Origin of the sequence: Streptomyces umbrinus (assembly GCF_030817415.1) — a bacterium.
GTDB classification, from domain to species: Bacteria; Actinomycetota; Actinomycetes; order Streptomycetales; family Streptomycetaceae; genus Streptomyces; species Streptomyces umbrinus_A.
Window position 1 is genome coordinate 1 of record NZ_JAUSZI010000002.1, and the last position, 23,575, is coordinate 23,575.

General features: G+C 68.9%; 29 protein-coding genes and 2 pseudogenes. 16 read left to right on the forward strand and 15 right to left on the reverse strand.

Going from position 1 to position 23,575, the window contains the following annotated elements; genetic code table 11:
* Nucleotides 1-354: 354 nt before the first annotated feature.
* A complete protein-coding gene (locus tag QF035_RS00435) occupies nt 355-1,482 on the reverse strand; it encodes a methyltransferase domain-containing protein (protein WP_307517377.1) in 1,128 nt (375 codons plus the stop codon).
* Nucleotides 1,479-2,387 carry a radical SAM protein gene (locus tag QF035_RS00440; protein ID WP_307517378.1) on the reverse strand — a complete coding sequence of 303 codons (909 nt, stop codon included), beginning with the start codon at nt 2,385-2,387 and terminating at the stop codon, nt 1,479-1,481. The genes QF035_RS00435 and QF035_RS00440 overlap by 4 nt, the downstream gene beginning before the upstream one ends.
* Nucleotides 2,388-2,611: 224 nt before the next feature.
* Between QF035_RS00440 and QF035_RS00445 the strand changes: the two are divergent.
* Nucleotides 2,612-3,579 (forward strand): annotated as a pseudogene (locus QF035_RS00445) (IS5 family transposase).
* Nucleotides 3,580-3,607: 28 nt separating this feature from the next.
* On the opposite strand, the gene QF035_RS00450 reads toward QF035_RS00445, so the two are convergent.
* From QF035_RS00450 to QF035_RS00460, 3 genes are all read right to left on the reverse strand, one after another.
* On the reverse strand, nt 3,608-4,057 hold the full coding sequence (locus QF035_RS00450) for a glycine-rich domain-containing protein (RefSeq protein WP_307517379.1): 450 nt from the start codon (nt 4,055-4,057) through the stop codon (nt 3,608-3,610).
* Between the two features lie 228 nt (nt 4,058-4,285).
* Complete coding sequence (locus QF035_RS00455) at nt 4,286-4,771, reverse strand: DUF6415 family natural product biosynthesis protein (RefSeq protein ID WP_307517380.1); 486 nt, start codon at nt 4,769-4,771, stop codon at nt 4,286-4,288.
* On the reverse strand, nt 4,768-4,971 hold the full coding sequence (locus QF035_RS00460) for a hypothetical protein (protein WP_307517381.1): 204 nt from the start codon (nt 4,969-4,971) through the stop codon (nt 4,768-4,770). Before QF035_RS00460 ends, QF035_RS00455 begins: the two co-directional genes overlap by 4 nt.
* A gap of 300 nt (nt 4,972-5,271) precedes the next feature.
* Between QF035_RS00460 and QF035_RS00465 the strand changes: the two genes are divergently transcribed.
* The gene (locus QF035_RS00465) at nt 5,272-6,741 is read left to right on the forward strand and encodes a helix-turn-helix domain-containing protein (RefSeq protein WP_307517382.1); all 1,470 of its coding nucleotides are present in this window, start codon (nt 5,272-5,274) and stop codon (nt 6,739-6,741) included.
* Nucleotides 6,742-6,755: 14 nt separating this feature from the next.
* Nucleotides 6,756-7,379 (forward strand): 2'-5' RNA ligase family protein, encoded by a 624-nt coding sequence (locus QF035_RS00470; RefSeq protein ID WP_307517383.1) that lies wholly within the window; start codon nt 6,756-6,758, stop codon nt 7,377-7,379.
* A gap of 442 nt (nt 7,380-7,821) precedes the next feature.
* Here QF035_RS00470 and QF035_RS00475 read toward each other — a convergent pair.
* A pseudogene (locus QF035_RS00475) lies at nt 7,822-8,482 on the reverse strand (HNH endonuclease family protein); the annotation flags it as partial.
* Nucleotides 8,483-8,830: 348 nt separating this feature from the next.
* Entirely contained in the window at nt 8,831-9,046 is a 216-nt protein-coding gene (locus tag QF035_RS00480; protein ID WP_307517384.1) for a hypothetical protein, read from the reverse strand.
* A gap of 253 nt (nt 9,047-9,299) precedes the next feature.
* Between QF035_RS00480 and QF035_RS00485 the strand changes: the two genes are divergently transcribed.
* The 4 genes from QF035_RS00485 (at nt 9,300) to QF035_RS00500 (ending at nt 11,238) form a co-directional block, all read left to right on the forward strand.
* Nucleotides 9,300-9,521, forward strand: a complete 222-nt coding sequence (locus QF035_RS00485) for a hypothetical protein (RefSeq protein ID WP_307517385.1) — start codon at nt 9,300-9,302, stop codon at nt 9,519-9,521.
* Nucleotides 9,521-9,826 carry a hypothetical protein gene (locus QF035_RS00490; RefSeq protein WP_307517386.1) on the forward strand — a complete coding sequence of 102 codons (306 nt, stop codon included), beginning with the start codon at nt 9,521-9,523 and terminating at the stop codon, nt 9,824-9,826. The genes QF035_RS00485 and QF035_RS00490 overlap by 1 nt, the downstream gene beginning before the upstream one ends.
* 376 nt (nt 9,827-10,202) lie before the next feature.
* A complete protein-coding gene (locus QF035_RS00495; RefSeq protein WP_307517387.1) occupies nt 10,203-10,424 on the forward strand; it encodes a hypothetical protein in 222 nt (73 codons plus the stop codon).
* A 43-nt stretch (nt 10,425-10,467) separates the two neighbouring features.
* The gene (locus QF035_RS00500) at nt 10,468-11,238 is read left to right on the forward strand and encodes a transposase (protein ID WP_307517388.1); all 771 of its coding nucleotides are present in this window, start codon (nt 10,468-10,470) and stop codon (nt 11,236-11,238) included.
* A 556-nt stretch (nt 11,239-11,794) separates the two neighbouring features.
* Here the strand turns inward: QF035_RS00500 and QF035_RS00505 are convergent.
* On the reverse strand, nt 11,795-12,070 hold the full coding sequence (locus QF035_RS00505) for a hypothetical protein (RefSeq protein ID WP_307517389.1): 276 nt from the start codon (nt 12,068-12,070) through the stop codon (nt 11,795-11,797).
* Between the two features lie 458 nt (nt 12,071-12,528).
* On the opposite strand from QF035_RS00505, the gene QF035_RS00510 reads away from it, so the two are divergent.
* Nucleotides 12,529-13,017 carry a hypothetical protein gene (locus tag QF035_RS00510; protein ID WP_307517390.1) on the forward strand — a complete coding sequence of 163 codons (489 nt, stop codon included), beginning with the start codon at nt 12,529-12,531 and terminating at the stop codon, nt 13,015-13,017.
* Nucleotides 13,018-13,194: 177 nt separating this feature from the next.
* On the opposite strand, the gene QF035_RS00515 is transcribed toward QF035_RS00510, so the two are convergent.
* Complete coding sequence (locus QF035_RS00515; RefSeq protein WP_307517391.1) at nt 13,195-13,515, reverse strand: hypothetical protein; 321 nt, start codon at nt 13,513-13,515, stop codon at nt 13,195-13,197.
* A gap of 867 nt (nt 13,516-14,382) precedes the next feature.
* On the opposite strand from QF035_RS00515, the gene QF035_RS00520 reads away from it, so the two are divergent.
* Together QF035_RS00520 and QF035_RS00525 are read left to right on the forward strand one after the other, a co-directional pair.
* The gene (locus QF035_RS00520) at nt 14,383-14,892 is read left to right on the forward strand and encodes a hypothetical protein (RefSeq protein ID WP_307517392.1); all 510 of its coding nucleotides are present in this window, start codon (nt 14,383-14,385) and stop codon (nt 14,890-14,892) included.
* Between the two features lie 73 nt (nt 14,893-14,965).
* Nucleotides 14,966-15,439 carry a hypothetical protein gene (locus QF035_RS00525; RefSeq protein WP_307530813.1) on the forward strand — a complete coding sequence of 158 codons (474 nt, stop codon included), beginning with the start codon at nt 14,966-14,968 and terminating at the stop codon, nt 15,437-15,439.
* 83 nt (nt 15,440-15,522) lie between these two features.
* Here the strand turns inward: QF035_RS00525 and QF035_RS00530 are convergent, their stop codons facing one another.
* Nucleotides 15,523-15,897, reverse strand: a complete 375-nt coding sequence (locus tag QF035_RS00530) for a DUF732 domain-containing protein (RefSeq protein WP_307517393.1) — start codon at nt 15,895-15,897, stop codon at nt 15,523-15,525.
* A gap of 565 nt (nt 15,898-16,462) precedes the next feature.
* On the opposite strand from QF035_RS00530, the gene QF035_RS00535 reads away from it, so the two are divergent.
* On the forward strand, nt 16,463-17,227 hold the full coding sequence (locus QF035_RS00535; protein ID WP_307530815.1) for a replication-relaxation family protein: 765 nt from the start codon (nt 16,463-16,465) through the stop codon (nt 17,225-17,227).
* Nucleotides 17,176-17,355 (forward strand): hypothetical protein, encoded by a 180-nt coding sequence (locus QF035_RS00540; protein ID WP_307517394.1) that lies wholly within the window; start codon nt 17,176-17,178, stop codon nt 17,353-17,355. Before QF035_RS00535 ends, QF035_RS00540 begins: the two co-directional genes overlap by 52 nt.
* A gap of 476 nt (nt 17,356-17,831) precedes the next feature.
* On the opposite strand, the gene QF035_RS00545 is transcribed toward QF035_RS00540, so the two are convergent.
* From QF035_RS00545 to QF035_RS00555, 3 genes are all read right to left on the reverse strand, one after another.
* Nucleotides 17,832-18,353 (reverse strand): hypothetical protein, encoded by a 522-nt coding sequence (locus QF035_RS00545; RefSeq protein WP_307517395.1) that lies wholly within the window; start codon nt 18,351-18,353, stop codon nt 17,832-17,834.
* A 126-nt stretch (nt 18,354-18,479) separates the two neighbouring features.
* Complete coding sequence (locus tag QF035_RS00550) at nt 18,480-18,653, reverse strand: hypothetical protein (RefSeq protein ID WP_307517396.1); 174 nt, start codon at nt 18,651-18,653, stop codon at nt 18,480-18,482.
* 83 nt (nt 18,654-18,736) lie between these two features.
* Complete coding sequence (locus QF035_RS00555) at nt 18,737-19,405, reverse strand: LysE family translocator (RefSeq protein WP_307517398.1); 669 nt, start codon at nt 19,403-19,405, stop codon at nt 18,737-18,739.
* Nucleotides 19,406-19,820: 415 nt separating this feature from the next.
* Between QF035_RS00555 and QF035_RS55545 the strand changes: the two genes are divergently transcribed.
* The gene (locus tag QF035_RS55545) at nt 19,821-20,048 is read left to right on the forward strand and encodes an ANTAR domain-containing protein (RefSeq protein ID WP_373466589.1); all 228 of its coding nucleotides are present in this window, start codon (nt 19,821-19,823) and stop codon (nt 20,046-20,048) included.
* Nucleotides 20,049-20,148: 100 nt separating this feature from the next.
* On the forward strand, nt 20,149-21,204 hold the full coding sequence (locus tag QF035_RS00565) for a Ppx/GppA phosphatase family protein (protein WP_307517401.1): 1,056 nt from the start codon (nt 20,149-20,151) through the stop codon (nt 21,202-21,204).
* Nucleotides 21,205-21,241: 37 nt separating this feature from the next.
* On the opposite strand, the gene QF035_RS00570 is transcribed toward QF035_RS00565, so the two are convergent.
* Both QF035_RS00570 and QF035_RS00575 read right to left on the reverse strand, forming a co-directional pair.
* Nucleotides 21,242-21,691: a DUF6292 family protein gene (locus QF035_RS00570; RefSeq protein WP_307517402.1), complete on the reverse strand. Its 450-nt coding sequence runs from the start codon at nt 21,689-21,691 to the stop codon at nt 21,242-21,244.
* Nucleotides 21,692-21,725: 34 nt separating this feature from the next.
* A complete protein-coding gene (locus QF035_RS00575) occupies nt 21,726-22,739 on the reverse strand; it encodes a DNA polymerase Y family protein (RefSeq protein WP_307517403.1) in 1,014 nt (337 codons plus the stop codon).
* A gap of 92 nt (nt 22,740-22,831) precedes the next feature.
* Between QF035_RS00575 and QF035_RS00580 the strand changes: the two genes are divergently transcribed.
* Together QF035_RS00580 and QF035_RS00585 are read left to right on the forward strand one after the other, a co-directional pair.
* The gene (locus QF035_RS00580; protein ID WP_307517404.1) at nt 22,832-23,206 is read left to right on the forward strand and encodes a DUF6233 domain-containing protein; all 375 of its coding nucleotides are present in this window, start codon (nt 22,832-22,834) and stop codon (nt 23,204-23,206) included.
* A gap of 63 nt (nt 23,207-23,269) precedes the next feature.
* Nucleotides 23,270-23,479 (forward strand): hypothetical protein, encoded by a 210-nt coding sequence (locus QF035_RS00585; RefSeq protein WP_307517405.1) that lies wholly within the window; start codon nt 23,270-23,272, stop codon nt 23,477-23,479.
* Nucleotides 23,480-23,575 lie beyond the last annotated feature (96 nt).

Consider the following 23,575-nt stretch of genomic DNA (forward strand, 5'->3'; position numbering starts at 1 on the left):
CGAAGGCCTCCGCCGCCCGTCCGCCACACCGGCAACCCGCACAGTCACCGTCGGGCCCCCGCCCGGCGGCCCCCGGGCCGGAGCCTGCGCGGCCAGTGTCGGGCGTGCAGCAACTGCTCACGCACGCCCAACAGACAGGGGGCACGCGATGAAGGTGCCGATAGTGGGCAGGTCAGAGGCGGGACGGAAACTCGATGTCGGACCGTTCGTGAGAAGTTAGCGAGACGGCAGTCGCTCTCCGGCTCTCCCCGCGGGCACAGCAGAGGGCCTCACCACACAGGGAGCCTTCTGAACCTCCAGGCGCCAGGGCCTGTAGCGCGCGGCTGCGCTGGACCCACGCAGTGTGTGAAGTGCTTATAGCTCTGCCCTCCACGCACCGCGAGCGAGTCTCGTTCTGCCGTCCGGCGTGATCAGTACGCTGGCTCCGCGCACAGGCAGTTCGCCGTGCTGGAGCCAGTAAGCGCGGATCTCGTCGAGGGTGTCCCACAGGCGACGGCTCCCCCGCTGGTGAACCGTAGGCGGGTCGGAGCCCACGGCGGTGGCGCGGGCCCAGGAGCCGTCCGGGTGCGCGAGCCACGCCGTGCGCAGCCCGGCGTCTTCCGCGTAGCCGTACAGGATCCCTGGCACCGTGATGTCGAGCATCGAGGCCAGGTCCCACGCCTGCTCGACGTCGACGACCGGGTAGGGGCCGGTGGTGACATCCTCCCCGTCCTGCTCCCGCGCCGCGGCGAGAATCTCCCATGGACCCGGCGGGTAGTCGGCGCCGTGCCGGGTGCGCATGAAGCCGGCGCGGTCCCACTCGACTCGACCGACGGCGCTGCCGTCCTGCTGCTTCTCGGCCGTGACGATGAGCGATGTGCCTCCGATCGTCGTGACCAACCGGCCGCAGGGCTTGAGGGCGGCGAGCCAGCCGGCGGGCACGGGCCGGACGCCGACGGTGGCCACGATGCGGTCGTAGGCGCCGGGCAGTTCGCCGGTGGCGTCCAGCGTGACGAGGTTGGGGCACAGTTTGATGTGCTCCAAGCGCTCGCGGGCGGTGTCGACGAGGTACGGGTCGACATCGATGCTGGTGACCTGGAGGTCGCCGAGGCGGTGGCAGGCGAGGGCGGTCCCGTAGCCGGAGCCGGTGCCGACGTCGAGCAGCTCGTCGAGGGCGCCGAGGCGGGCGTGCTGGAACATGCGCACGAGCAGACTCGGCAGCGTGCTCGACGATGTCGGCAGGCCGACGGGGTGGTCATTCTGCGCGGCGTGGTCGGCGTGAAGAGGGCCAACGCTGGTGATGAGTGAGCGGTCGCTGTACGCGGTGTCGAGCCATCGGTGATGGTCGTCCTCTCCCGCGTTGAGGGTCCAGCCCTCGGTGCCGCGGTGCCACCATCGCGGCACGAACTCGTGCCGCGGGATGCTGGCCACCGGGCCGACCCATCGTGAGCCCGAGTGCGTGACCGTGTCGGCGAGGTGTGCGGCGTGGGCGGTCCAGTTCACTCGGAGACTCCCAGGGCGGGCGGCGGAGCGAGGTCGTATGCAGGGTTGCATGCCGGGGTCTTGGAGGGGTCGCAGTCATCGGAGTCGTCCGGCGTGCAGCCCTGCCCGACCCGTACCGGGACAGCGGTACGTGCCTCCCTCCAGCGGCGCCCGGCCAGGATTGCGTCCAGGGGCTCGGTCTTGACGTTTCCGGTGGGCAGGAAGCGGGACAGGATGCAGCCGTACACCTCGCCGTCCGGCGAGATGGCCACGCGCTGGTGGAAGCAGTGCCCGCACAGCTCACTGACGCTCAGGATACTCACCGCCTGGTCCGCGGCGCGTCCCACCTTGCGCGCGCGGTCGACTTGGATCTGCTGAACGCCCAACTGCCGCAGCTCAGCCTCGGCCTCCTCGGCGCGCTGCCCTTCGAGGACCCGCACGATCCCGGCACGCATCGGGATACCCCTCCGCAGGGCTTCAACGATGTTGGCGCGGGTGCGGTCGTAGCTGCCGGATACGCCTGTGATCTCGTCGTGCTGCGCGGGATCGTCGCTGTAGTAGCTGGTGGCTAAGCGTACGCCGTCCTGCTCCAAGGTCTCCCACAACGCGCCGCGGATGTGCGCGAGGTTCGAGTACACCTCGACGGTCAGGCCGTGCCAGCGGGAGCACTCGATCAACTCGATGAGCCTCGGGTACAGCGTGGGCTCACCGCCGATGAACTGGATGGCCGGGATCCCAAGGCCGGCGATGGAGCGGGTGACCTTCAGCCAGTCGTCGTGCGTCATGCTGCCGGTGCTGGCCTTCGGACCGGAGAGCGTGCAGCAGTGCGAGCACTGGAGCTGGCAGCGGGCGGTGAGCTCGCATTCGACGGAGAGGATGCCTGTCGCGGGCGACGGGCGCGTTTCGGCAAGAGTGGGAATGCTCATAGCTGTCCCTTCGATGGGTGGTGATCGTTGTGCCGCCCGGAAGTTCGGCCTGCTTGGGGCGGGCCCGGCACGGCGGGTTTACAGACCCGCCCCGCTGGAGTCCTTCCGGGATCACCAGCGGGGCAGGCGTTGAGAGGGGGCGTACGCCCTAGGGCCTGTGCGGAGTTGTGATCTCGTGGGCCCCCGACCTGGGAAAGTCGGGGGCCTTGGAGTAAAACGGTGGGGTGTCTCGACCTCAACTTTCGGATGCCGATTGGGAGTTCATCTCCCCGTTTCTGCCGGTCGGTGAGTACGGGCCGTACCCGGAGAACCTGCGGGCGCACTTCGAGGGCGTCGTGTGGCGGTTCAGGAACGGTGCGAAATGGCGGGAGTTGCCCGAACGGTTCGGGCACTGGTCCACCGTTTACGGCCGGTTTCGGCAGTGGCGGGATGCCGGGGTGTTCGCCGCGGTGTTCCAGGGTGCCATCGCCGAGGCGGCGAAGCGGGGCCTGGTGGACTTGTCGCTGGTCAGCGTGGACTCGACCACGGTCCGGGCCCATCATGATGCTGCCGGGATGATCGTGGAGCCCGGGATCCTGGACGCGTTGGAGAAGGCCGCCGCGGAAAAAGGGGCGCCGGCCAAGACGGGCAACCGGACCCGGAGCGTGAAGAACGACGGCGCGTGAGGCGTCGCCGCAGGGCCCGGCTCGCCGTCGCCGACCTGGGACGTTCCCGCGGCGGACTGACCACCAAAGCGCATCTGTCCTGTGTGCCGCAGTGTCTGCCCCTCTCGCTCAAGATCACTGCGGGGCAAGCCGGAGACAGTCCGCAGTTCATCCCCGTCCTGAACAGGATCCGCGTCCCCGGCCCGGTCGGCCGGCCCCGCACCCGGCCCGACGCAGTCGCGGGCGATAAGGCGTACTCGTCCCGCCAGAACCGTTCTCACCTGCGCAAACGCGGGATCAAAGCGGTCATCCCCGAGAAGAAGGATCAGGCCGCCCACCGCAAGAACCGTGGCTCACGCGGCGGACGGCCCGTCACCTGGGACAAGCAGCTGTACAAGCTCCGCAACAGCGTCGAACGCACCATCAACAAGATCAAGGACTGGCGCGGTCTCGCTGTCCGCTACGACAAAAAGCCTGAAAGCTACCAGGCCGGACTCGAATTATGCGCCGGCCTCCTCTGGATCCGACACCTCGGATCACAGCCTTGATCACAACTCCGCACAGGCCCTAGTGCCGCTATTTGTCCTTCGGGAAGGGGCAGTAATCGCAGCACTCGGCAGCTCCCGAGGGCTGGAGCCACAGCGTGCGGTCCGGCTCGTACCCGGCGGTGGTCATCACCTCGGGTGTCCGCTCCAGTGCCTCCGCTGACGCGTCCGCGGAAGCGGGCGGGTCCGGCATGTGGTGCACGAACCGGCCGAGGCGGGAACACAGGCGCTCGTACGTGTGCGTGTGCAGGATGAGGGCGTGCCAGCCCTTGTCGACAGCGCGGGACGGCCGCAAGCGCTCGCCTGGGAACGCGGCGCAGGCGGCCACGAACTTCAGCGCCTCCTCGACGATGCGCTCGGCGGTGCTCCGTTCCAGGTCGTCGTGATCGCGGAGCACAGTGGCGACAACGGCCGCGAGCTCCTCCTCGCTGATGCGGGAGAGCGCCGGCACCGCGTCGGTCCGTAACGTGCTGGTCTTCACGGGTCCTCCGATCGTTTGGCTGAGATCCTCGGCCGGCTGCACTGGACGTCCACCGAGGGTTGAGCAAGCCCGGCCCGTCGTCGGAGTCCTTCCGGGACCACCGACGGGGCGGGCGTTTCCGCCTCGCTTCAGTCCTTCCGGGACCTGCGGTGAGGCGGGGTCTGTGTGCGGCCCTGACCCGGATGCGCCGCCTTGGGGCCCCTCAACACAGGGGCACAGTGCTGTGCGTCAGTCCGGGAGCGGGGGCATGCAGCGTGCGTGCGCGTCGCTCGTCGGGCCGCCGCTGGACGTGCGGAACATGTCGTACGGCGCCGAATCCTGATCGGCCGTGATGGGCTTGTCGCAGACAGCGCACATCCGCAGACCAGTGAGGGTGCCGTGGTGGTCGCACAGGGAGAGGACCGAGCGGGCCAGGCGCCGCACCCGCCGAACCTCGCCGGCCAGGCCGACCGCCTCGATCTCCTCCAGGCGCCGCAGGGCCTCGCTCATACCGGCCATCGCGACCTTCGCCTGAACGTCGTCCTCCGGCCGCCCGGCGATCGCCGCATCGACCTCCCGCAGGAGCCACGCCAGGTTCACGCGGTTCCGGTGCTCGGCCACCTGCAGGTCCTCGTAGCGGATCAGCGGAGCGCCCTCGTCGAGCAGCACGGCGGCGTCTTGCCGCATCGCCGCGACATAGAGCTGGGCGTCGACCTCGCGCTGGGTCGCATTCACAGCGAGAGCCTCTGTCCGCGGTACCGGGGGCAGTCGCAGGGCGGGAAGATGCCCATCGTCGGCAGCGGCTCCTGGCCGACCAGGACGCTGAGCGTGCCGCGGTCCTCGGTGATCTGGCCCACGCGGCTCACGGCGTAGACCCTGATCGTCATCTTGGCCCCGGGTTCGCTCTCACTCGTCGGGGATGTAGCTTTCGCCATGTCGGCGCTCCTACTCAGCGTCCGCCACTCCCGGGGCCATGGCAGCCGGTCGCCGGGTTCGCCGGGACCGTCGCCCGGTGTGGCCGTTGTTCGTGCCCCTACGCTTCCAAGAACGGCACGTTTCGTCACGGGCAGCAGTGACCAAATTCTCTGGACAGCGGGTACGGCGTTCACCAGGTGCAACGCCCTTTCTTGGGCAGCGCGTTGGACCCCTGACTGTGCGAATTCTTGGCAGCCGTAATCCTCTTGGACGACTGCGCGGCTACGGTGAGTCGACAACGCCGCGCAGGGAGCCCGCCCATGACCCCTCGTCCCAAGCCCGGTTCCAAGGCTGACCGGGACGCCCTCCGCTACGACATGACCGCCGCCGGATGTACGATCACGGACATCGCCATTGAGATGCGCACGCGCTACGGGATGCGCCCTCGGGAGGCGTGGCGGCACGCCCGCGGTTGGACGCTCCAGGAAGCGGCGGACCGCATCACCCAGGTCAGTAGTCAGCACCGCGGCGAAGCCGTGGCTGCTGACGCTTCCCTCCTCGCCAAATGGGAGAAGTGGCCGGGCCCTTCCGCACGTCGGCCCACGCCTTCTGTCCTCCTCGCCATGGCGGACGCCTTCGCCTGCCGCGTGGAGGATCTACTCGATCTGGACGACCGGCGGGTACTGCCGGATGCCGACCTGCGTCTACTAAGCGGCACGACCTCATCTCCCGAGCCGACACCTGCCACGCGGATCACCGCCACCGCGGTTCCGGAGCCGAGCGGCAGCGAACTGGTCCGCCTCGCCGCAGACGAGTCCGCGACCTGGGCGCAATGGGCTGAGGCATCCAACGTCGGTGACATCGCGCTCGAACAGGTCATGGCCGACGCCCGCGCACTGGCCTCCGACTACCTCACCGCCGACCCGCTGCCTCTCTTCGTCCGAACTCGCCAGCTGCGCGACCGCGTCTTCTCTCTCCTCGAAGGGCACCAGCATCCGCGGCAAGCTGCCGACCTGTACGTCGTTGCCGGCTACTTGTGCGGGCTGCTGACGTGGATGTCCTCCGACCTCGGCCAGTTGCGGGACGCGGACACGCAGGGCCGCACGGCATGGCTGTGCGCGGAACTCGCCGGACACAACGATCTGCGTGCCTGGGTGTTGTCCACCCGTTCCAAGGTCGCGTTCTGGGACGGGCGCCTGCGGGACGCCGTCCACTACGCCCGCCGGGGCGCCGCGTATCGCCCGACCGGAACGGTCGGGGTGCTGCTGGCCTGCCAGGAAGCTGACGCATGGTCCCAGCTCGGAGCGGAGTCTGAAGCGCTTGGAGCGCTCGCGCGCGCTGACGATGCCCGCGAGACGATGGCCGGCGAGGACGACGTTGGCGGCATCTTCGCCTGCCAGCCTGCACGCCAGGAGAACTACGTCGCGGCTGTCCAGTTGAGGATCGGCCGCCCGGTCGACGCCTTGCGTGCGGCGGACAACGCCCTCGTCCTGTTGAAATCGCAGCCAGTACGGGCATACGGCACCGAGGCTCAGATCCACATCAGTAAGGCGGCAGCGCACCTCGCCACAGGCGAGGCAGAGGGCGCATTCGAGGCACTCGCCCCGGTGCTCGCACTCCCGCCGGACCACCGCATGGAACCAGTCACCCGGCGCCTGGGCGAACTCCCCGTCGACTTCAATCGTGCACCAGCGGCAGGGAGAGTCGGGCTGCGCGCAGCCATCGAAAAGTTTCGCCTGCACTCCGCACCACGGCACCTTGCACTCTCGCCAGGAGAAGGCCCCGCCTGATTTGATCTCGGGCTATGACCTCTCAACCCGACACCATGCGCAACCACTGGTGGTGGCGGCCTGGTTGGAGCGTGGGCCGCCGCTTCTACACCTGGCATCTGACGTTCGAGGGCCAGGACGACGTGCACCGGCTCGCCGCTGAGTACCGGTCCGCACTCGCCCCTCTCGGCGACGCCCTGACCCCGATCCCCGACCAGTGGCTGCACCTGACCATGCAAGGCATCGGCTTCGTCGGGGAGGCCAAGCAAACAGACGTGCACGCGATCACCGACGGAGCCCGCGTACGCCTCGCCGCCATCCCGGCCTTCGACCTCCAAGTCGGGCCAGCGGTCCTCGACCCCGAAGCCGTGCTGCTGCACGTCGAGCCGGACGGGCCGGTCCGCGCCGTCCGGGGGGCGATCAGGGAGGCAATCGCCGACGTCCTCGGCGAGGCTCCGGAGAAAGCCGAAGGCTTCACCCCGCACGTCTCTGTCGCCTACAGCGCCGGGGACGGGCCGACCGAGCCAATCGCCCAGGTCCTGACTGGGCTCGACGCGGCCCCCGCCGCGGCTCGCATCTCTACGGCGGAACTCATCGTGATCCACCGCGACCACCAGATGTACGAGTGGGAGTCCTTCGCCAAGATCCCACTCGGCTGACCGTCACACGCTCGCCCCGGCCGACCGCAGGGTGATGCGGCCGGGGCCGAGAGCGCATCCGACCAGGAATCCAGCACGGCGTCCGCCTCGTCGTCCGTGAGGGTGACTCGCGAGCCTGTGACGCCGGTGAACTGGCCGACCCACGTGCTGAACGTGCTCTCAGCCGTGGGCTGCTTGCTCACCAGCTGACCGGTCTGCCGCCGGACTGCAAGGTGAGGCGAAACAGCCGATCATCCGGTCATCCACGACGCCAGCCTGCCACGTCGCTGCTCGCGATGACTCGCATCCCCAGCCCGGACACCTCGGCTGCGTCCCGCAGCACCGCGCGTCTCTGGCAACGGCCCCGGTGGCCTCTGCGGGCGGGCCGCAGACAAAGCGAGGCGATGATCCCGGCACATGGATAAGCTCCGCCGCCCGAAGACGGCGGGGCTCGGGCAACCATGGCCGGCTCATACGTCACGGTCTGGGTGGAGCAGCCGACGGCAAGGTTCTGCAGGGCAGCCAGTTCAGCTTCGTCGGCGGCCAGGCTCCACCGAAGCTTGGTGCCGGCCCACTCCACGGCGTACCTGCAGCGCACTTCGTCGCTGGGAGCGGGCGGCAGCCATTCGGCCGGGTCCCTGTCGGCCTTGGCCCGGTTGGAGCGCGCCGTGACGGCGACCAGAGACGTCAGGGCGTCCTGATCGTTGGCGTACGCCTCCCTGCGTTGCGGCGTCCAGGCGGAGGCGCCGCTGTCCCAGGCCTCAGCCAGGGGCACCATGTGGTCGACGTCGAGGCCGGACGCTGAGGTCACCCACGTCTCGTCGTAGTACGACCACCAGCGCCCGCCCGTAAGGCGGCAACCGGCGCCGATCTCCGGTGCTTCGATCGCTTCCCAAATCAGCACCTCCGCACGCGTGTTGCATCCATCGGTGGGGTTGGCTCCGGCGTTCCAGTGCTTGAAGGACGTGCGCTGGTAGCCCTCTCTGGACTCGGTACCGAGGGGCAGATTGTCGATGGCGGTGATGAGGGGGACGGTCTCCGCGGCATGGGCGGGCGGGACTGCGGCGAACGGAAGGACGACGAGCGCGGTAGCCGTGAGGCCCCCGAAGAAGACTCTTGATCATGTGCTGTTGATAGCGGGCCCTGGGCCCTCGCGTGTGGCAGCTGACGGGCTGGTCACCCGACTGAGCGGATTGGTCGTACTGGAGAAACGAAACACCCGCCGCCCGACCGCGGCAGGGAATCGACCCAGACCTCGGACGACTCGAAGTCTTCCGTACGGCACCCGGCATCCATCGCACCAGGACAGCGCCGTACTGACTCACGCATGAACAGCTCACACGAGCCGGTGTAAAATACCCCGAAAGGCCGCTGCCCTGCCCGCCAACCGTCACGCACAACCAGCCGCCTGAAGCGCAACGTCTCCCGCCGCAGGAGCCCGGCCCTCGGCCGGGCCCCTGCGGCAGCCCGCGTCAGCTCATGAACTTGGCGCAGGCGCTCCGCGTCACCCACTTGTGCGAACTGATCGAGTTGTTCATCGTGTGCCCAGTAGTGCTGGCGTTGCGGCTGAGGTCGTCCACGTAGATCTCGCTGCGCTTCAGGCAGCTGTACCCCTGTGCCTCGCTGTAGTTGGCGTCGACGTAGAACTTCACCACGTCCCAGCCGCCGGAGTACGTGCCCGTATTCATCACCGAGCTGACCGCGTCGTTGTCGGACCATGCGAAGTGGCCCAGTCCGTCGCTCCAGTTGAAGTCGTCTCCGTCGCCGTACTTGACGTTCGGACTACGGCAGTCGGTGTCGTAGTAGATGTGGACGTTGCCGTCCCCCGCGTACTGCCAGTACTCGTTGTCGCAGTTGGCGCTCGCTAGTGCGGAGCGTCATGCGCAGTTGGCCGGCCTTGGTCTGGGGTGGGCGGCGCGGGAGGGGAGCGCGTGATGTGGAGTGCTGACGATATCGCCCGGACTGCGGTCCGGCGGCAGGGGCGAGGGGCTGAGCGTGACGCAGGTCGCGGACAAGGTCGTGGAAGCTGAGCGGCGTGAGCGGGAGACCCGACAGCAGCTGGACTCCCCCGCCATCACCGTGGCCCGTACGCCGGTGACCCGGAGGACCTCGCCGAGCATTGGGTGGCGCGGCATACCGAATGGCGCCGCATCACCGCCCTGATGGACGGTCAGGACTGGCCCATCTACAGCCCGGAGCAGGACATCCAGGGCAGTACGTGGGCGCGGGAACGCGACACGCAGTGGGAAGGCGCCCTCGCGCGTCGTGCCGCGTGGCAGATGGAGCGGCAGGACGCACGCGATGAGCTGAAGACGCAGGTGTGGCTTCCCGCCGACACGAGCCGTCGGCTGCGCACGATCGCCGCCCGCACCGGCTTCAGCCCCGAGCAGGTCCTCGCCCAACTCGCCGACCGGGTGCGCATGGACGACGACGGCGCCCTGGCGGTCGACGCCTTCACCCCGCACTGACCGGTCGTGCGCATCAGGACGATGGCCCGCACCCACGGTCCCAGTGAGTGCGGGCCATCGTCGCTGAACGCCGAGTGCGACACCTATGGAGGTGTGAAGCAATCTTAAACCGCCATTAAGCGTGGCGATCTTGGAGTTCATGGCCCAACGGGGATCCGAATTTTGGTGTATGCGGGTCTCGGGCCCGCCTCTTTTCAGGAGAGTTGGGCCTTGTCCTGTCCGGACCCAGGCAACTCCCCCGAAGAGGTGGAACCGGGTCCGAGGTGGGCCCGGGAGGATGTGGGGCCTGCCCGCTGGATGTGGAGTCGAGACGAGCAGGCCTCCGGACCCGTTGGGGGCCCTTGTGAACGTAACGGTCGGCCTGTCCACTGTCTTGGTGGCATACGCCGCGATCGTGATCGGCTCTGTCGTTTATCAGTGGACTGCGCCGGCTGCTGATGCACCGGTTCCGACCCTCAAAGGGGAGCGGCTGCTCTGGGCAGTGACCGCTGCGGCGGCCGTCATCGCGATCGGCAGCTTTGTCGCCAGCGGCATCAATAGTGAAATGCCGGTCGAGCCGCATCCCTCGAGCACGAGCCTGCCGAGGGACGGTTCCTAAGACTTGTCCCGTAACTGCTGGTCATAGGTGAGATGATCTTGGTGTGGCTGGTGTAATCACGGCGTCGGAGCCGTCCTGGATAGCCCCGTTCACCGGGCTGAGCCCGCGTCAGTTCGGCAAGCTGATCACAGCGTTGCGGCGCGAGGGCGCCGACCCGGTGCGCAAGGGCAGGCCGTGGAGCCTGCCGCTGGAGGACCGGGTGCTGCTGGTCGCCGCCTACTGGCGGACCAACCTCACACTGCGCCAACTGGCGCCACTGTTCGGGGTGTCGAAGTCGGCCGCCGACCGCATCATCGACCACCTCGGACCTGCGCTCGCCCTCCAGCCGCGAAGACGGTTCCGCAAGGACGCCGTGCTGATCGTGGACGGCACCCTGATCCCCACCCGCGACCACACCGTCGCCGAGCAGTCGAAGAACTACCGCTACTCCACCAACCACCAGGTCGTCATCGACGCCGACACCCGGCTCGTCGTCGCCGTCGGCCGCCCGTTGCCCGGCAACCGCAACGACTGCAAGGCGTGGGAATTGTCCGGCGTGAAGGCCGCCGTCGGCAAGACAATGGTCATCGCGGACGGCGGCTACCGCGGCACCGGCCTGGTCATCCCGCACCGCCGAGAACGCGGCAAGGCCGAACTCCCCGACTGGAAAGAGGAACACAACGCCTCCCACCGCAAAGTCCGCGCCCGTGTCGAGCACGCCTTCGCCCGCATGAAGACCTGGAAGATCCTCCGCGACTGCCGCCTCAAAGGCGACGGCGTCCACCACGCCATGCTCGGCATCGCCCGCTTGCACAACCTCACCCTCGCCGGGTGACGAAGAAACCCGCAGGCCAGTTGGCATGCCGTAGATCATTTACGGGACAACGCTTAGCTCTCCTCAGCTTTGGCCGCTCGGGCCAGTCCGCCCCATCGACCGACCCGAGGGGATGCCCCGCACTCGCGAGCTGGCGAGTGCGGGGCAGTCTGCGTGATGCTCGCCTGACGGCGCGAGACCGGCCGCGCTCAACGACCGGTCCCCCATCGGCTTTCTGCCGAGCGTCCCGCCGAACCGGGTGGCTGTCATCAACCACACATGGGACACCACACTCGCGCACTTCGCGGATGCCCCGACTGGAGGCCGGGTAGATTCGGCACGGGTCCGTGCCGCGTTGACGGAGCCGGCACGGACCCGATTTGGTTCATGTCTTGGAGGTCGACGCCGACGGGGCGGTTCAGCCCGATCCACCAAGATGTGATGGAGCGTCATACCCGGCGCATCACGGCGGGGCGTGCCTGGGCTCACGGTCCGGAATCGAACAGCTCCCGTCCCGTGCCATCCAAGGTCGAGCATGTGCCGTCGCATGTTGAGCGCGCACGCTCCGGTTGCCGGGCTACCCGTGCCGGATAACGTTGTAGATCGTCTGGGAGGCGGGCGCCGGGTGCGGGGCGTTGTTCCAGCCGATCTCCTCGGCGCGTTTCTCGATCGCTTCTCGGGCTGCTTGAGCCGCGGCTTCGTCCTCAAAGAAGGCGACAGACAGCCCGTTGCCAGTCGCAGGATCGATGAGGTGATACGCGCCATGGACACCCGGCACGGTGGCAGCGGCATCCAGCACCCAGTCACGGTCATCCGTCGGCATCGGTTCCCACACGGCCACCCTCGCGATCATCCCTGTCTCCCTTGTCCGCTTGCTGAGCCTTCAGGATGAAGCAACCTTCGGTGGAAGGGCTCAGCTTCGGTGACACCGAACGGCCCCTTCACGGACCGTGACGGCTCCCCGTGATCGCTGCCAGAGCCCAAATGGCGTCGCTGTAGCCGCTCACTACCGCCCGCATCGTCCCCTTATGCGTGCGCGATGCTCTGCACTGAGGGGAGAACTCTCCCTCCTGCACTTGCACTTGGGCCCTTCACGCTGAGTGCACCGGTGCGCGGTGCGGTGCGCACCGTCCGGCGTCCACGGCATCGTGCACACCGGGCCGGAAGTGAGCCGCACCCGAAGCCGACTCCAAGGTCAAGCCCCTCCGAGCCGCACATAGGCGGAGGACAGATTTGATACTGACCTGCCGGGAGCCAGCAGAGTGTTCGTGCCAGTGCAATTCCTGCCGGTCCACATCCGTTGATATTTGAATGTTTGATTTATTGGAGCGCCCCGCCGACCCCCATCGCTGTCATCACCTCCGCGACAAGCGAGCCGAGCCGTATCTCGCCTTAATCAAGTGGGCCGAGCGAATGCTCGCTGCGCTCGACGAACTGGACGAAGTCGCCAAGCCGTACTTGTCAGTCGAGGAATGGAACATCAACCCAGACGTCGACAACCTTCTCGACCTCTACGCCTCCGACGCCATCCACGTGCGGTACGCGGCCCTGCGCGGCAAGCTCATGGGGCTTGTCGCCACGGACGGCCCGCGGCTTCCACAGCTGGTGACCTGGACGGAGGCGGAAGGCGAGGTCGACGACGTCAGTATCGAACCCGGGTCGCCATGGAGCGCCTGGCCCGCACGAGCCGAAGCCCGTGCCCAGCTGACGGACGATGCCATAGATCTCATCGCGCAGGTCCGGGCCGAATTGCAGGGGAGAACGAGTCGCGGATACTTCATCATCTGGCGGTTGTCCTGACAGACCGGCAGCCAACATCGACCCGGACCGACGCGAACGGCGTGCTCCGAATATGTCCGCACCGCGAAAGTGAGCGCGGAACGACGCGCCGACCTCGACGCCCTCGGCATGCGCTGGTAGCCCCACCGTGATCATCGGAGGGGCCGCGGTCGCTTGAAGGGTGCGGCTCTTCCCGGGTCACAGGGCGTGGTGCAGCCAGCGCTGGAGGACGGTGTTGACGTCTGCAGGTAGGGCGCTGAGCTGGTCGATGACCGCACGGTCTTCCGGCATCGGGGGGATACCGGCGGCGGTGAGGGCCACGTTCAGGGCAAGGCGCCGCTCATCGCGCGGGGCGAGGACGCGGCCGAGGCGTTCGGCCGGGTTGGGCGGCGGCAGGAAATAGTCCAGGTCATCACCGGCTTGGACGGGCGTCGGCCAGGTGTCGTCATGGGGGTCCGGAGCGGCGTAGGGGTCGGTGTAGGCGCGGGAACTGAGGTTCTCGTTGCTCCAGGGGGTCATCTTTTGTCTCCCAACCGGGTGTTTTGCGGACTACCGGTCCAGACCTCCGGGAGGGCCGCTTCGGTTGCGGCTGCGGCCGTACGTCACGCTGACGGCTCCATCGGCGGCTGATCACCTCGTGTGACCAGCAGACGGCAGGCAACATCACGTCGTTCTCGGGTGGACGTGCTTCCTTCTGGGGAGGCGACGCCGTGCCAGGCTCCTGCGATAGGCCGGGCTGAACAGGGAGGCCGGGGCAAACGGGTGAGGTTTCGTCCGTTTGCCGGGAGTCGGTCGTTGAGCAGCCGTGGGAGCCTTCGGTGACTGTTCCGATCCGCGTCCCGGCGCCCGGCGTGCCGGCCATGCGCAGGACACCTGCGCATGGTGCGTGCAGCTGCGGGAGACGGACAACCAAGCCCGTCGGATGCCGACAGCAGGCAAGCGTCCCGTGCCCTGGAGAGTCTTGCCGGGGCCGACCCCCGCGTCCTGGACAGTTCGACGGGTGAGGGCGGTGAGAACGGTGCTGGTCGTTGTGGCCGCGGCCACCATCATCGCTGCGACCGTGGCCATAGTCCTGAACATCCGCCCCTGACACCCGGCGTTCCTGCCCGGCGGCTGCTCCCGGATCCGTCGCACCGACCGCTCACGCTGCACTCCGCGCTGCCCAGTGCGCCACAGCCTGCGGTCCTGCTTTGTGCAGGGCCGTTCATCGCCTCTTGCTGGTTGATCGCTGTTGACGGAAAGCGCCAGGGTGCGCCACCCTTCCTGTCGGCTTCGAGCATCGACCAGCATGATCAGAGCGAGCTGACCTGTGCGTATGCCGCCCAGCTCAGCCGCTGCTGCTGGCCAGGCCTGGCCAGCAGCAGCCGACGAGGCTCAGGACAGGACATGTGGAATCCAGCATGGATGCGCAGTGTCGAGTGGCTCGCCGCGGCAGCCGCCGATCCCCGGGCGTGCAAACGGCAGTGGGAACACGGGACCGGGTTCGTTCTGCTGGAGGCAGGACGCTACTGGAATGTCCTCAGCGTCCCGGAAGAACTCGGCCTGTCTGCCCTCGACATGCTCTGGCATGACCCGTTACACCTCCCCGGGCCCGCTCTGCGGCACAGCAAGGCCCACCGCGTGGGTTTCCTCCTGCCCCCGGGCCCCGCTGCCCAGTGGGTCGGAGCGGGGGTCCGCCATGTCGGGAAGGGCAGCTGGATTCCCGCTCCCCCGCCCTACCGGGAGACCGGCCATCTGGAATGGATCATCCCGCCCGACGGAACCGGCGCCCTCCACCATCCCGACGTCCTGGAATGGGCCCTACGCTCTGCCGCGCACGCACTCACCGCCTCCACAACCATCCACCAGAACACCGCCGGGCCTCTCGCTGAACCCGCCGGCTGCCGTCACCCATGAACTGGAGTGCGTGATGTGGAGTGCCGATGATGTGGCCCGGGCTGCGGTACGGCGGCAGGGCGAAGGCTTGAGCGTGGCGCAGGTCGCGGACAAGGTCGCGGAAGCGGAGCGGCGTGAGCGGGAGACCCGGCAGCAGCTGGACTCCCCCGGTGATCGTGGCCCGTACGAATGGGACCCGGAGGACCTCGCCGAGCAGTGGGTGGCGCGGCATACCGAATGGCGCCGCATCACCGCCCTGATGGACGCTCAGGGCTGGCCCGTCTACTCCCCGGAGCGGGACATCCAGGGCAGTACATGGGCACGGGAACGCGACGCACAGTGGGAAGGCGCCCTCGCCCGTCGTGCCGCATGGCAGATGGAACGGCAGGACGCACGCGATGAGCTGAAGGCGCAGCTGTGGCTGCCTGCCGACGCCAGCCGCCGGCTGCGCGCGATCGCCACCCGCACCGGCCTGAGCCCAGAGCAGGTCCTCGCCCAACTCGCCGACCGCGTATGCATGGACGACAACGGCACCCTGTCCGTCGAACCCTTCATAGCCCGTCCTTGAACTGCTGATCAAGGTGCGGATGAACATGCAGAGCCTGGTGGCTGGCACAGCTCGACCTGGGCCGCGATCGTAGCGGCAACGTCCTACGGGGCCATGTCCGGGCAGTACACCTTGATCGCGGCTTGTTGCACGATCTCGGCTTCAGCCTGGCTCAGCGAGTGATCCTCCGACACGAGCTCAGCGGCTGCCAGACCTGGATCGACCTTCAGTATTCCCAGGTCGTCTTGGCAGACGAAGTGGCCGAGCTTCACCAGATTCATGTCGGGCTTAGCCGAGAGAACTCCCTGTTGCTCGACAATCGTGAGGAACCGGGCGTCCTTCTCCTCTTCCGCGCCGTGTGTGGGTGATTGCGATGGCGGAGGGGCGGCGTTGCTCCTGTCGGAGCCGCAGCCCGTTAGGCCGCCAGTTGCCAGCAGGATCAGCGCCGTCGCGGCCACCGCAAGTGATCGGCGCACCATGACGGTCTTCCTTCGGGGACGCTGGTCTTACGTCTCCATCGTCTCTCTGGCATGCTGTCGGCGCGAGCGCACGACCTGAGGATGGAGCGGTCAAGCGGTCGGTCTGCTCAGCCGTCCGCGCGCTGTTCGCTTCGACTCCCGGCTTCACCGGTCCCGGGGCGGCTTGTCCGCCGGGCGTCGCGCGCGGCCCCGCCGTCGCGCGCGAGCAACACCGGCGGCGCCCGATCCCCTCGCCCGCCGCCCGGGGCCTGTCCCACCCACCCACTTCCTTTTTTCTTCCTGCTGTGGGGCGGGGCTCGGGGGCGTAGAGGGGATGTCGGCCTTCCGACCACGACCGGGCGGGCGTGGTGACCTGCGGGTTCGCGGGGGTGTGTGCCAGGGGGTGCGGACGGTTGTCGGCCGGGTTGTCGGCGGGGATACCGGCCTGGTCCACGGAGGCGTTGTCGCATCGTGACCGTGGTCGGGCCTTGATGGTCGGGTCTGTGGTCGGGGCCGGCTGCTGGCCTTTCCGGTACGCGCGGCGCCACAACGGCGCTGTACCGGACAGGAAGCGGGCGAACCCGTGATGACGAACGTGGACGCGGGCGCGGGTGACCGGCTGGCGCTGGCGGTGCTGGTCCAGTACCGGATGGCCACCACGGAGCAGCTGCACCTGATCCTTGCCCCCAGGGTGCGGATCGAGCAGACACGGCGGCGGCTGACCAAACTGCGCGATGAGGGACTGGTCGACCGGATCACCCTGCCGCAGGCCGGACGGATGCGGGTGTGGTTCCCGACCGGGTACGGGGTGCAGGTCGCCGGTGAGTGGCCGGAGCTGCGGGGGCGGCGGCCGCCGAGGAAGGTGTCCGACCGGACTGCGGTGCGGCTGCGGGCCGGGCACGGGCTGACGGTGACCGAGACCGCGCTGGCCTTCCTGCAGGACGCGCGGCGCCGTGGCGAGGTGTGCCGGCCGCTGGACTGGATCCCCGAGGTCCACCACCCGATCGGGAACGGCGAGGCCGTCATACCCGACGCGCTCCTGTACTACCGCCGTGGCCCGGAGGGAGGTGAGGGTTCGATGCTGCGGGCGTTCGTGGAGGTCGACCGGGCCACCATGGGTCCCGAACGGCTGGCCGCCAAGGTCACCGCCTACGCGCGCCTGCACGCCTACGTGCCCACAATTCCGGGGCGCCGTCGGCCGGCCTTCAACCAGGAGCCGGCGCTGGAGGACTGGCGAAAACGCTACCCGCTCTTCCCGCGGGGCTGCTGTTCGTCCTGGACGGCACCGGACCCGCCGGCGTGGAGACCCGCATCGTCGCTCTCCAGGCCGCCGCCGCAGACCTGGCCCTGACCGACTTCCGGCAGGACGTGCCGATCCTGGCGGCCTCGCTGGTCGACCTGCTCCACAACGGGCCCGCCGCGCCCGTATGGCGCCCCGTACAAGACCCCGACCGGCGGGTCGTCTGGCACAGGCCCTGACCCTGATCGGCGGCATCGGCGGCTGCGAGGCGGCTTCCCTCTCCTGCGGCTGCCGCGCAGGAAGAGGTGTCGGCGTACGAGGACCTCTTGCCCACACTGTGTGACCTGGCGCGACCCGTGCTTCCGGGGAGGCCGGGGTGCAACCCTCGGTGCACCTCTCGGTGCAACGGCGGGCGCACCCCTCCAGGCAACGGTGGAGCCCACCAGGGAAGCAACCCCGGGTCAGGAGTCGCCAGAACCGATGTCGCCAAGGTGATCGAAGCCCTTCAGCAGGGCCGTGAGTGCACCGTCAGTGAGGAACGTGCCCCCGTCGGGCGAACCGCCGCCGGGGGCTTGCCCGGCCCTCTGGGCAAGCCCTTGACCAGCCGTGGATGGGGCAAGCCGGGGCATGCCCGCGGCCGTGGTCGGGGTCATGGTCGGGGTCATGGTCGGGGTCCCGGCCACCACCGGCCGGTGAGCCGGGACGACACCCCACATCACGAGGCGCCAGACTCCGGCTGTCCCGGTTCGGGGACACCAGCACGCAGCGCCAGGGCGGTCCGCTCGCAGGCCCGGGCGACCTGTTCACGGAAAGGGTAGATCCGCGGGTTGGTCACGTCGCGCCGCAGGGCCGCGAGTGCCTCCACCCACTCCACCGCATCCTCGGGCAGGGTGTAGGGCTGCCCGCTCAGCCGCTGTGCCGGGCGAGGCGCCGGCCGGGCCTGGGCAGCCTCCTGGAGGACCACGGTGCGCTGGACGACCTCCCGCACCGGTGCCCGGTCCCTGCCCCCGTCGTCCACGGGACGCTCTGCCCGCTCCTGCGCCGTGCGCAGCTCCCAGCCGCGTCGCCGGTGCACAGCACTGCAGTAGCGCGGGGGCCGGCCCCGGGCGCTGTACGCGACCGATTCACCGCACCACGCGCAGGTGCGCTCCACCAGCCGCTCGCCGGTGGTCGGCGTCTCACGGTCGGTACTCCGGCCTGGCTTGCCCTGCCCGTCCTCGGGCCGCATTTTCGTCACAAACGAAACTCTAGAACCCCGATATTTCAGGGCTGACAGCACCGTCCCGGCCGTGGTCGGGCTCGTGGTCGGGGTACGACCGCCCGGCCTTGATGCGGCTGCCGCAGACGCCTGATGGAGCGTTCCTCAGTGTTCGAGGCGGTAGCCGGTGACAATCTCGGCTGAGATGCGGACGACGGGGTCCATGTCCATGTCGATCCGGGGGATGAGGAGCTTCTGGTAGCGGGCGACTTCGAGCGGGTCGGTGATCCGGGTGGTCCGGCCGGTGACCATGACGCTCCAGCCGGTCCGGGTCTGCACCAGGCCGTCCGGCGCCCTGCCGCCTACTGCCGCCGGGAAGGCATCCCGATCCTCCCGCTCGGCAACCGCTGACGGCGCTCCTGTCAGTGCTGCTCGGTTGCCAGCCAGCCGGCCAGGCCCAGCATCGCCGCCCCCGTCAGCGCATCCAGCAGCCGCCGAGCCCGCCGGGTGATCCCCATGCTCTTCAAACGGCTCCCCAGCGCCGCATAACCGAAAGCACAACAGAACTCGACACCGATATAAGCAACGCCGAGGGCCAGCAAAGGAATAGCTGCACCCCCGGCGTCGCGGGTCAGGAACTGCGGCAAAAAAACCGTGAACAAAATGAGCGCCTTCGGATTCGACGCTGCCACCACGAATTCCTGCCGCGCCAGACGCCACGCCGACGGGCCGTCGTGCCGACGTCCGTCGCCCTCCGCAGGGCGCCCGGCGGCCCTCTGATCCGGCTGGCCCCCGCCGTGGCGCACCGCGGTGAGCACAGTCCTCAGCCCCAACCACACCAGGTAGACAACACCGCACCACTTGATCACATTGAAGGCGAGCTCGGATGCCGTAAGGACCGCCTCCAAACCCGCCGCAACCGCGACCACCATCAACGCAAACGCGGTAAAGCGCCCCAATGAGGCACTGACGGCAGACACCCATCCGTAACGCAAACCATTACGCAAGGCCAGTAACTGATTTGCCCCAGGCGTAGCGGCAAGCAACAGAGCCGCGGGGAAGAAAGTCGTCCATTCTACATCTGAGATCATGCCGGTACGCGTACCCAGATACCGCGACGATTTGTCACGAAACCGTCAGGCAGTAAAGCCGGTGCCCGGTGGTGATAGCACGCCGGGCAGACAGCCCATCTCAGGGGCTGGGAGCGTCCAATGAGCGCGTGACGCAGCAGGCTGACTGGGGTGCGGGCCATGCGCTGGGAAACGCAAACAGGCCCTGCGCCGAGGTCATCTCCGGGCGGGGTGTTGCCAGCCGGGAGAAGGGAAGGCGTGGATTATGCGATCCCCCCGACGCGCCGGTCCCCCGCGTGGCCGATCCGGCGTAGGCGCTCCGGTGAATGCCAGTGCCTGTCATGGCTTCCACTCACGCCTGGACGATGATGCCGACGTTGCTGCGGGCGAGAGCGTGGAGCTGTGGCGTAGGGAAGCCCAGCAGCTCAGAAGGGCCATGGAGAGCCGTCCGACCATCGACATGGCGCGCGGCATTCTGATGACGGCCTGTTCCTGCAGTCCCGACGAGGCGTGGGAGATTTTGGTGGCGGTCTCGCAGAACAGCAACACCAAACTGCGCGAGGTGGCCGAAGCGGTGGTCGCCACGACGGCCCGGCAGGAACCGCTGCCCAAGAAGTTCCAGGAGCCGCTGGCAACAGCACTGGCCGCCGGGCGGCGGGCATGAACGTACGGCACCTGTTTCGCCTTTCGCGGGACCGGGGTGCGGGGGCACTGGCCGGGAGGGCTCATCGACTGGCCGTGTCTTGGGCGGGTACCTTCACGCCATGCGGATGAGCGTGGTGGACGTGGGCTCGAACACGGTCCGGCTGGTGATTGCGGACGCGGACGGCGGGGTGCCGCTGCCCGTGCACACCACCAAGTGGAAGCTGCGTCTTTCGCAACTGGTCGCCGCAGACGGACACCTCCCCGACGAGTCCGTGAAACAGCTGGTCAAGGCAGTCGCCGCGGCGGACAGGACGGCGCAGCAGTGGGGTGCCATAGCGCCACTGGCCTTCGCCACAGCCGTGGTGCGCAACGCGCCGAACCGTCTGGAGGTGCTGCGCACCATCAGCAGTGAGACCGGTGTGCAGATCTGCACCCTGCCGGGCGAGGTGGAAGCCGAACTGACCTTCCTCGGAGCACGGCGCTGGATGGGCTGGCAGGCAGGCCCGCTCGCGCTCTTCGACATCGGCGGCGGCTCGCTGGAGGTGGCCTTCGGGCGCGGTCGGCTGCCGGACTTCGTGGCCTCGCTGCCGCTCGGTGCGAACCGGCTGACCCGGGAATTCTTCAAATCCGAGGACCCGCCCAACGCGCGGAGCATGAAGGCGCTGCGCCGCACGGTCCGCCACCAGCTGCGCGATGTCGCCGCGCGGATCCGCTGGGAAGGCCCGCGCACGGCAGTGGCCACCTCGCGCACCATCCAGCAGCTGGCGCGACTGGCCGGCGCCGCCCCCGGACGCCACGGCCCCTTCGTCCCCCGCCACGTGACGTGCTCCGACCTGGGCGGCTGCATCGACACCCTCGCGACGCTGCCCGCCGCCGAACGCGCGCAGCTCCCGGGGATCTCCGAGCCGCGCTCCGGCCAGAGCCTGGCCGGAGCAATCGTCGGCCATACCGTCATGAAACTGACCGGAATCGACACCGCCACGGTCTGCCCCTGGGCCATCCGGGAAGGCATCCTCCTGCGCTCCATCGAAGACGGCTCCGCCTGGTGGTCAGCCCTCGCAGCGCAAAGCGACGAACCGCTGACGACTGAAACGGCGCCGCTGCGGATCGCGGCCACGCCACCCGGCCAGGACCAGCTGACAGATCCGCTCAGCAACTACACAAGCAGGCCCTGAAACACCACCGCGAGCAGACGGACGTCAGCGGCGCCGGCTAACGGACCAACTGCCGGAACGCGTCAATCGCTGCGCGCACCTCGCGGGCCTGGTCCCACTCCGCGCCGTACTCGCCGGCGGGTGTACGCCAGGACCGCACCAGGCTCTCCCCCATCTCCGCTACCGCCTCCGGCATCGCGAAGACGCGGTGGAGCGGGGCCAGGGGGCGGTGCGGGAGCGCGCTGTCGCGGAGGAGGCGGACCGTGGCGTACGACCAGCCAGTGTCCTCATCCCAGTGGAACCGCAGGCCTCCCGGACCGGCGGTGCGGCTGACGTCCCAGACCAGGTCCATGGACATGGTGTCGCCGTGCGCGCGGCCAGCCCGATCGATGCAGACCGCGCCGGGCGGGATCCCGCGACCGGTGAGCGCCTGATCGACGGCCTGGAGGTAGGGCCAGTGCGGCAGCCCTTGAGCACAGCCCGGCCAGCCGGGCGGATCAAGCAGCATCCCTCTCACCTCCACCTGCGGGCCGGATGCCGGGTCATGAGACGCGCAGGAACGTGGCGGCCGGGCCGATCGCACCGGGCCCGAACTTCGCGCGGATCCGATCGCTTACAGCCTCAGCGACCAGACGGTCCTCCCGCGCCTGGTCCAGGCTGATCTGCTGGGCAACCTTGTCGGCGTCGACCAGATCCTCGCCCTTGAGGACCAGCCCAGTCAGGCGGCCACGCTGCAAGCCCGCAGCATCGACGATGCGATACGCCAGGGTTCGCAGGTCGTCATCATGCGCCGAAGCCTCCGGCAGACGGCGCGTCTTCTCCCACGAGGCCCCGCCGGCGAACCGCAGTACCAGGGTCAGGCCGCGGGCCACCTGGCCGCGGTGGCGCAGCTGGCGTCCGAGCTGCACGACCAGGTCGAGCAGGGCCGCGCGGACCAGCGCGCCGTCCAGGGTGTGTTGGGCGAAGGTGTGGCGCACGCTCGTGGTGGCGGGCAGGGCGCGCGGGGCGACCGGGCGGGGGTCGATGCCGCGGGCCCGGTCGGCGGCCACCCGTCCGGCACGGCCGCCGAGCAGGCGCTGCACGGTGGCCGGCGGGACCGCGGCCAGCAGTCCCACGCAGTGCACGCCGTAGTCGTGCAGCGCCGCCGCCTGTTTCGGGCCGATGCCGTGCAGGGCTTCGACGGGCAGCGGACCGAGCCAGTCGGCGACGTGGTCGGGGTCGATGGCGAGGACGCCGCCGGGGGCGTCGACTCGGCCGGAGGCGGTGGTCGCGACCGTGATCGTCGGACCGACGCCCACTCGCACGTCGATGCCGAGGCGGGAGAGGGTCCTTACGCGCAGTACCTCTCCGAGGTGGCGGGCATCGGTGCCGTGGTAGCGCAGGCCACCCTTCAGCTCCACCAGGGCCGCCGTAGGGGGCAGAGCCTGGACGACCGGGGACAGGTCCGCGAGCAGTTCCAGGACCTGCCGGTACGTCTCTTCCGGCAACCGGTCGGGGCAGCGCACATGCATCACACTCGACACCCGCTGATCTCCCGACACCGCTTCCGCCGCCATGGCACCCACCTCCACTACACTCACCATATAGAACTAATATTCGAACACGCGAGAGATGCAGCCCCCACAGCCGAAGATCCCCGGGACGGACCATGCTGGACGACCTGCCCCCTGACCTGGGACGACTGCTGGCCTTGAGGACCTGGCATGCCATGTGGCTGCAGCGCATCGACGACAAGATCGCCGCCCTTCAGCAGCGGGAAGCCGAGCAGCAGCACGGACGGCAGGCCCGGCCCGCGGAGCCGGAGTGGTGCGTCGAACTCGGCATCGGCGACGGACGGCCGCCCGCCGAAGTCCACATGGGCGGCTGCTACGCCGCGGGCAAACGACGGCGTCCGATCGGCCGGGACGAAGCCCGCCGGCTCCTCGCCTCAGGAGTGCGGGCCTGCAGCCATTGCCAGCCCGACACCGCCCTGGACATCCTCGACTTACCCACCCGACCGGCCCTCGCCACAGCCCTGCACTGACCGGCCCGGCCATCCGTCTCACCCACTGCCATCCGCCCACCCATCCCCTGGAAGACGTCCCTGATGACCAGTACTTTCCCGCCGCCGATCAGTGAACCGGACCCGTCCACCTTCACCTGTTCCAGCAGCATGGTCGGACCCTGCTCCGGCTGCCAGCGCAACACCCACAGATACGGCAGCGGAGGCCTGCCCCTGTGCCACTGGTGCATGACCACCGCCCGGGAGAACTGGGGCACCGGCGTCCGCTTCACCAACACCCGCACCACGGAGTGAGCATGTGCCCATCGAGGGCCGGCCGACTCCGACGCCTCGGCAGAGGCACAGCACCCGAGCCGGAGAGCGGCCCGCTCACGGGTGTGACTCGCAGAT

What these genes read in the sequence shown, in the direction of transcription:
- QF035_RS00440 (WP_307517378.1), bottom strand. Translation starts at nt 2,387, where the DNA reads ATGAGCATTCCCACTCTTGCCGAAACGCGCCCGTCGCCCGCGACAGGC.
- QF035_RS00460 (WP_307517381.1), bottom strand. Translation starts at nt 4,971, where the DNA reads ATGGCGAAAGCTACATCCCCGACGAGTGAGAGCGAACCCGGGGCCAAG.
- QF035_RS00465 (WP_307517382.1), top strand. Translation starts at nt 5,272, where the DNA reads ATGACCCCTCGTCCCAAGCCCGGTTCCAAGGCTGACCGGGACGCCCTC.
- QF035_RS00470 (WP_307517383.1), top strand. Translation starts at nt 6,756, where the DNA reads ATGACCTCTCAACCCGACACCATGCGCAACCACTGGTGGTGGCGGCCT.
- QF035_RS00480 (WP_307517384.1), bottom strand. Translation starts at nt 9,046, where the DNA reads ATGAATACGGGCACGTACTCCGGCGGCTGGGACGTGGTGAAGTTCTAC.
- QF035_RS00490 (WP_307517386.1), top strand. Translation starts at nt 9,521, where the DNA reads ATGGACGGTCAGGACTGGCCCATCTACAGCCCGGAGCAGGACATCCAG.
- QF035_RS00505 (WP_307517389.1), bottom strand. Translation starts at nt 12,070, where the DNA reads ATGATCGCGAGGGTGGCCGTGTGGGAACCGATGCCGACGGATGACCGT.
- QF035_RS00510 (WP_307517390.1), top strand. Translation starts at nt 12,529, where the DNA reads ATGTTTGATTTATTGGAGCGCCCCGCCGACCCCCATCGCTGTCATCAC.
- QF035_RS00515 (WP_307517391.1), bottom strand. Translation starts at nt 13,515, where the DNA reads ATGACCCCCTGGAGCAACGAGAACCTCAGTTCCCGCGCCTACACCGAC.
- QF035_RS00520 (WP_307517392.1), top strand. Translation starts at nt 14,383, where the DNA reads ATGTGGAATCCAGCATGGATGCGCAGTGTCGAGTGGCTCGCCGCGGCA.
- QF035_RS00530 (WP_307517393.1), bottom strand. Translation starts at nt 15,897, where the DNA reads ATGGTGCGCCGATCACTTGCGGTGGCCGCGACGGCGCTGATCCTGCTG.
- QF035_RS00535 (WP_307530815.1), top strand. Translation starts at nt 16,463, where the DNA reads ATGACGAACGTGGACGCGGGCGCGGGTGACCGGCTGGCGCTGGCGGTG.
- QF035_RS00555 (WP_307517398.1), bottom strand. Translation starts at nt 19,405, where the DNA reads ATGATCTCAGATGTAGAATGGACGACTTTCTTCCCCGCGGCTCTGTTG.
- QF035_RS55545 (WP_373466589.1), top strand. Translation starts at nt 19,821, where the DNA reads ATGGAGAGCCGTCCGACCATCGACATGGCGCGCGGCATTCTGATGACG.
- QF035_RS00565 (WP_307517401.1), top strand. Translation starts at nt 20,149, where the DNA reads ATGCGGATGAGCGTGGTGGACGTGGGCTCGAACACGGTCCGGCTGGTG.
- QF035_RS00570 (WP_307517402.1), bottom strand. Translation starts at nt 21,691, where the DNA reads ATGCTGCTTGATCCGCCCGGCTGGCCGGGCTGTGCTCAAGGGCTGCCG.
- QF035_RS00575 (WP_307517403.1), bottom strand. Translation starts at nt 22,739, where the DNA reads ATGGCGGCGGAAGCGGTGTCGGGAGATCAGCGGGTGTCGAGTGTGATG.
- QF035_RS00580 (WP_307517404.1), top strand. Translation starts at nt 22,832, where the DNA reads ATGCTGGACGACCTGCCCCCTGACCTGGGACGACTGCTGGCCTTGAGG.
- QF035_RS00585 (WP_307517405.1), top strand. Translation starts at nt 23,270, where the DNA reads ATGACCAGTACTTTCCCGCCGCCGATCAGTGAACCGGACCCGTCCACC.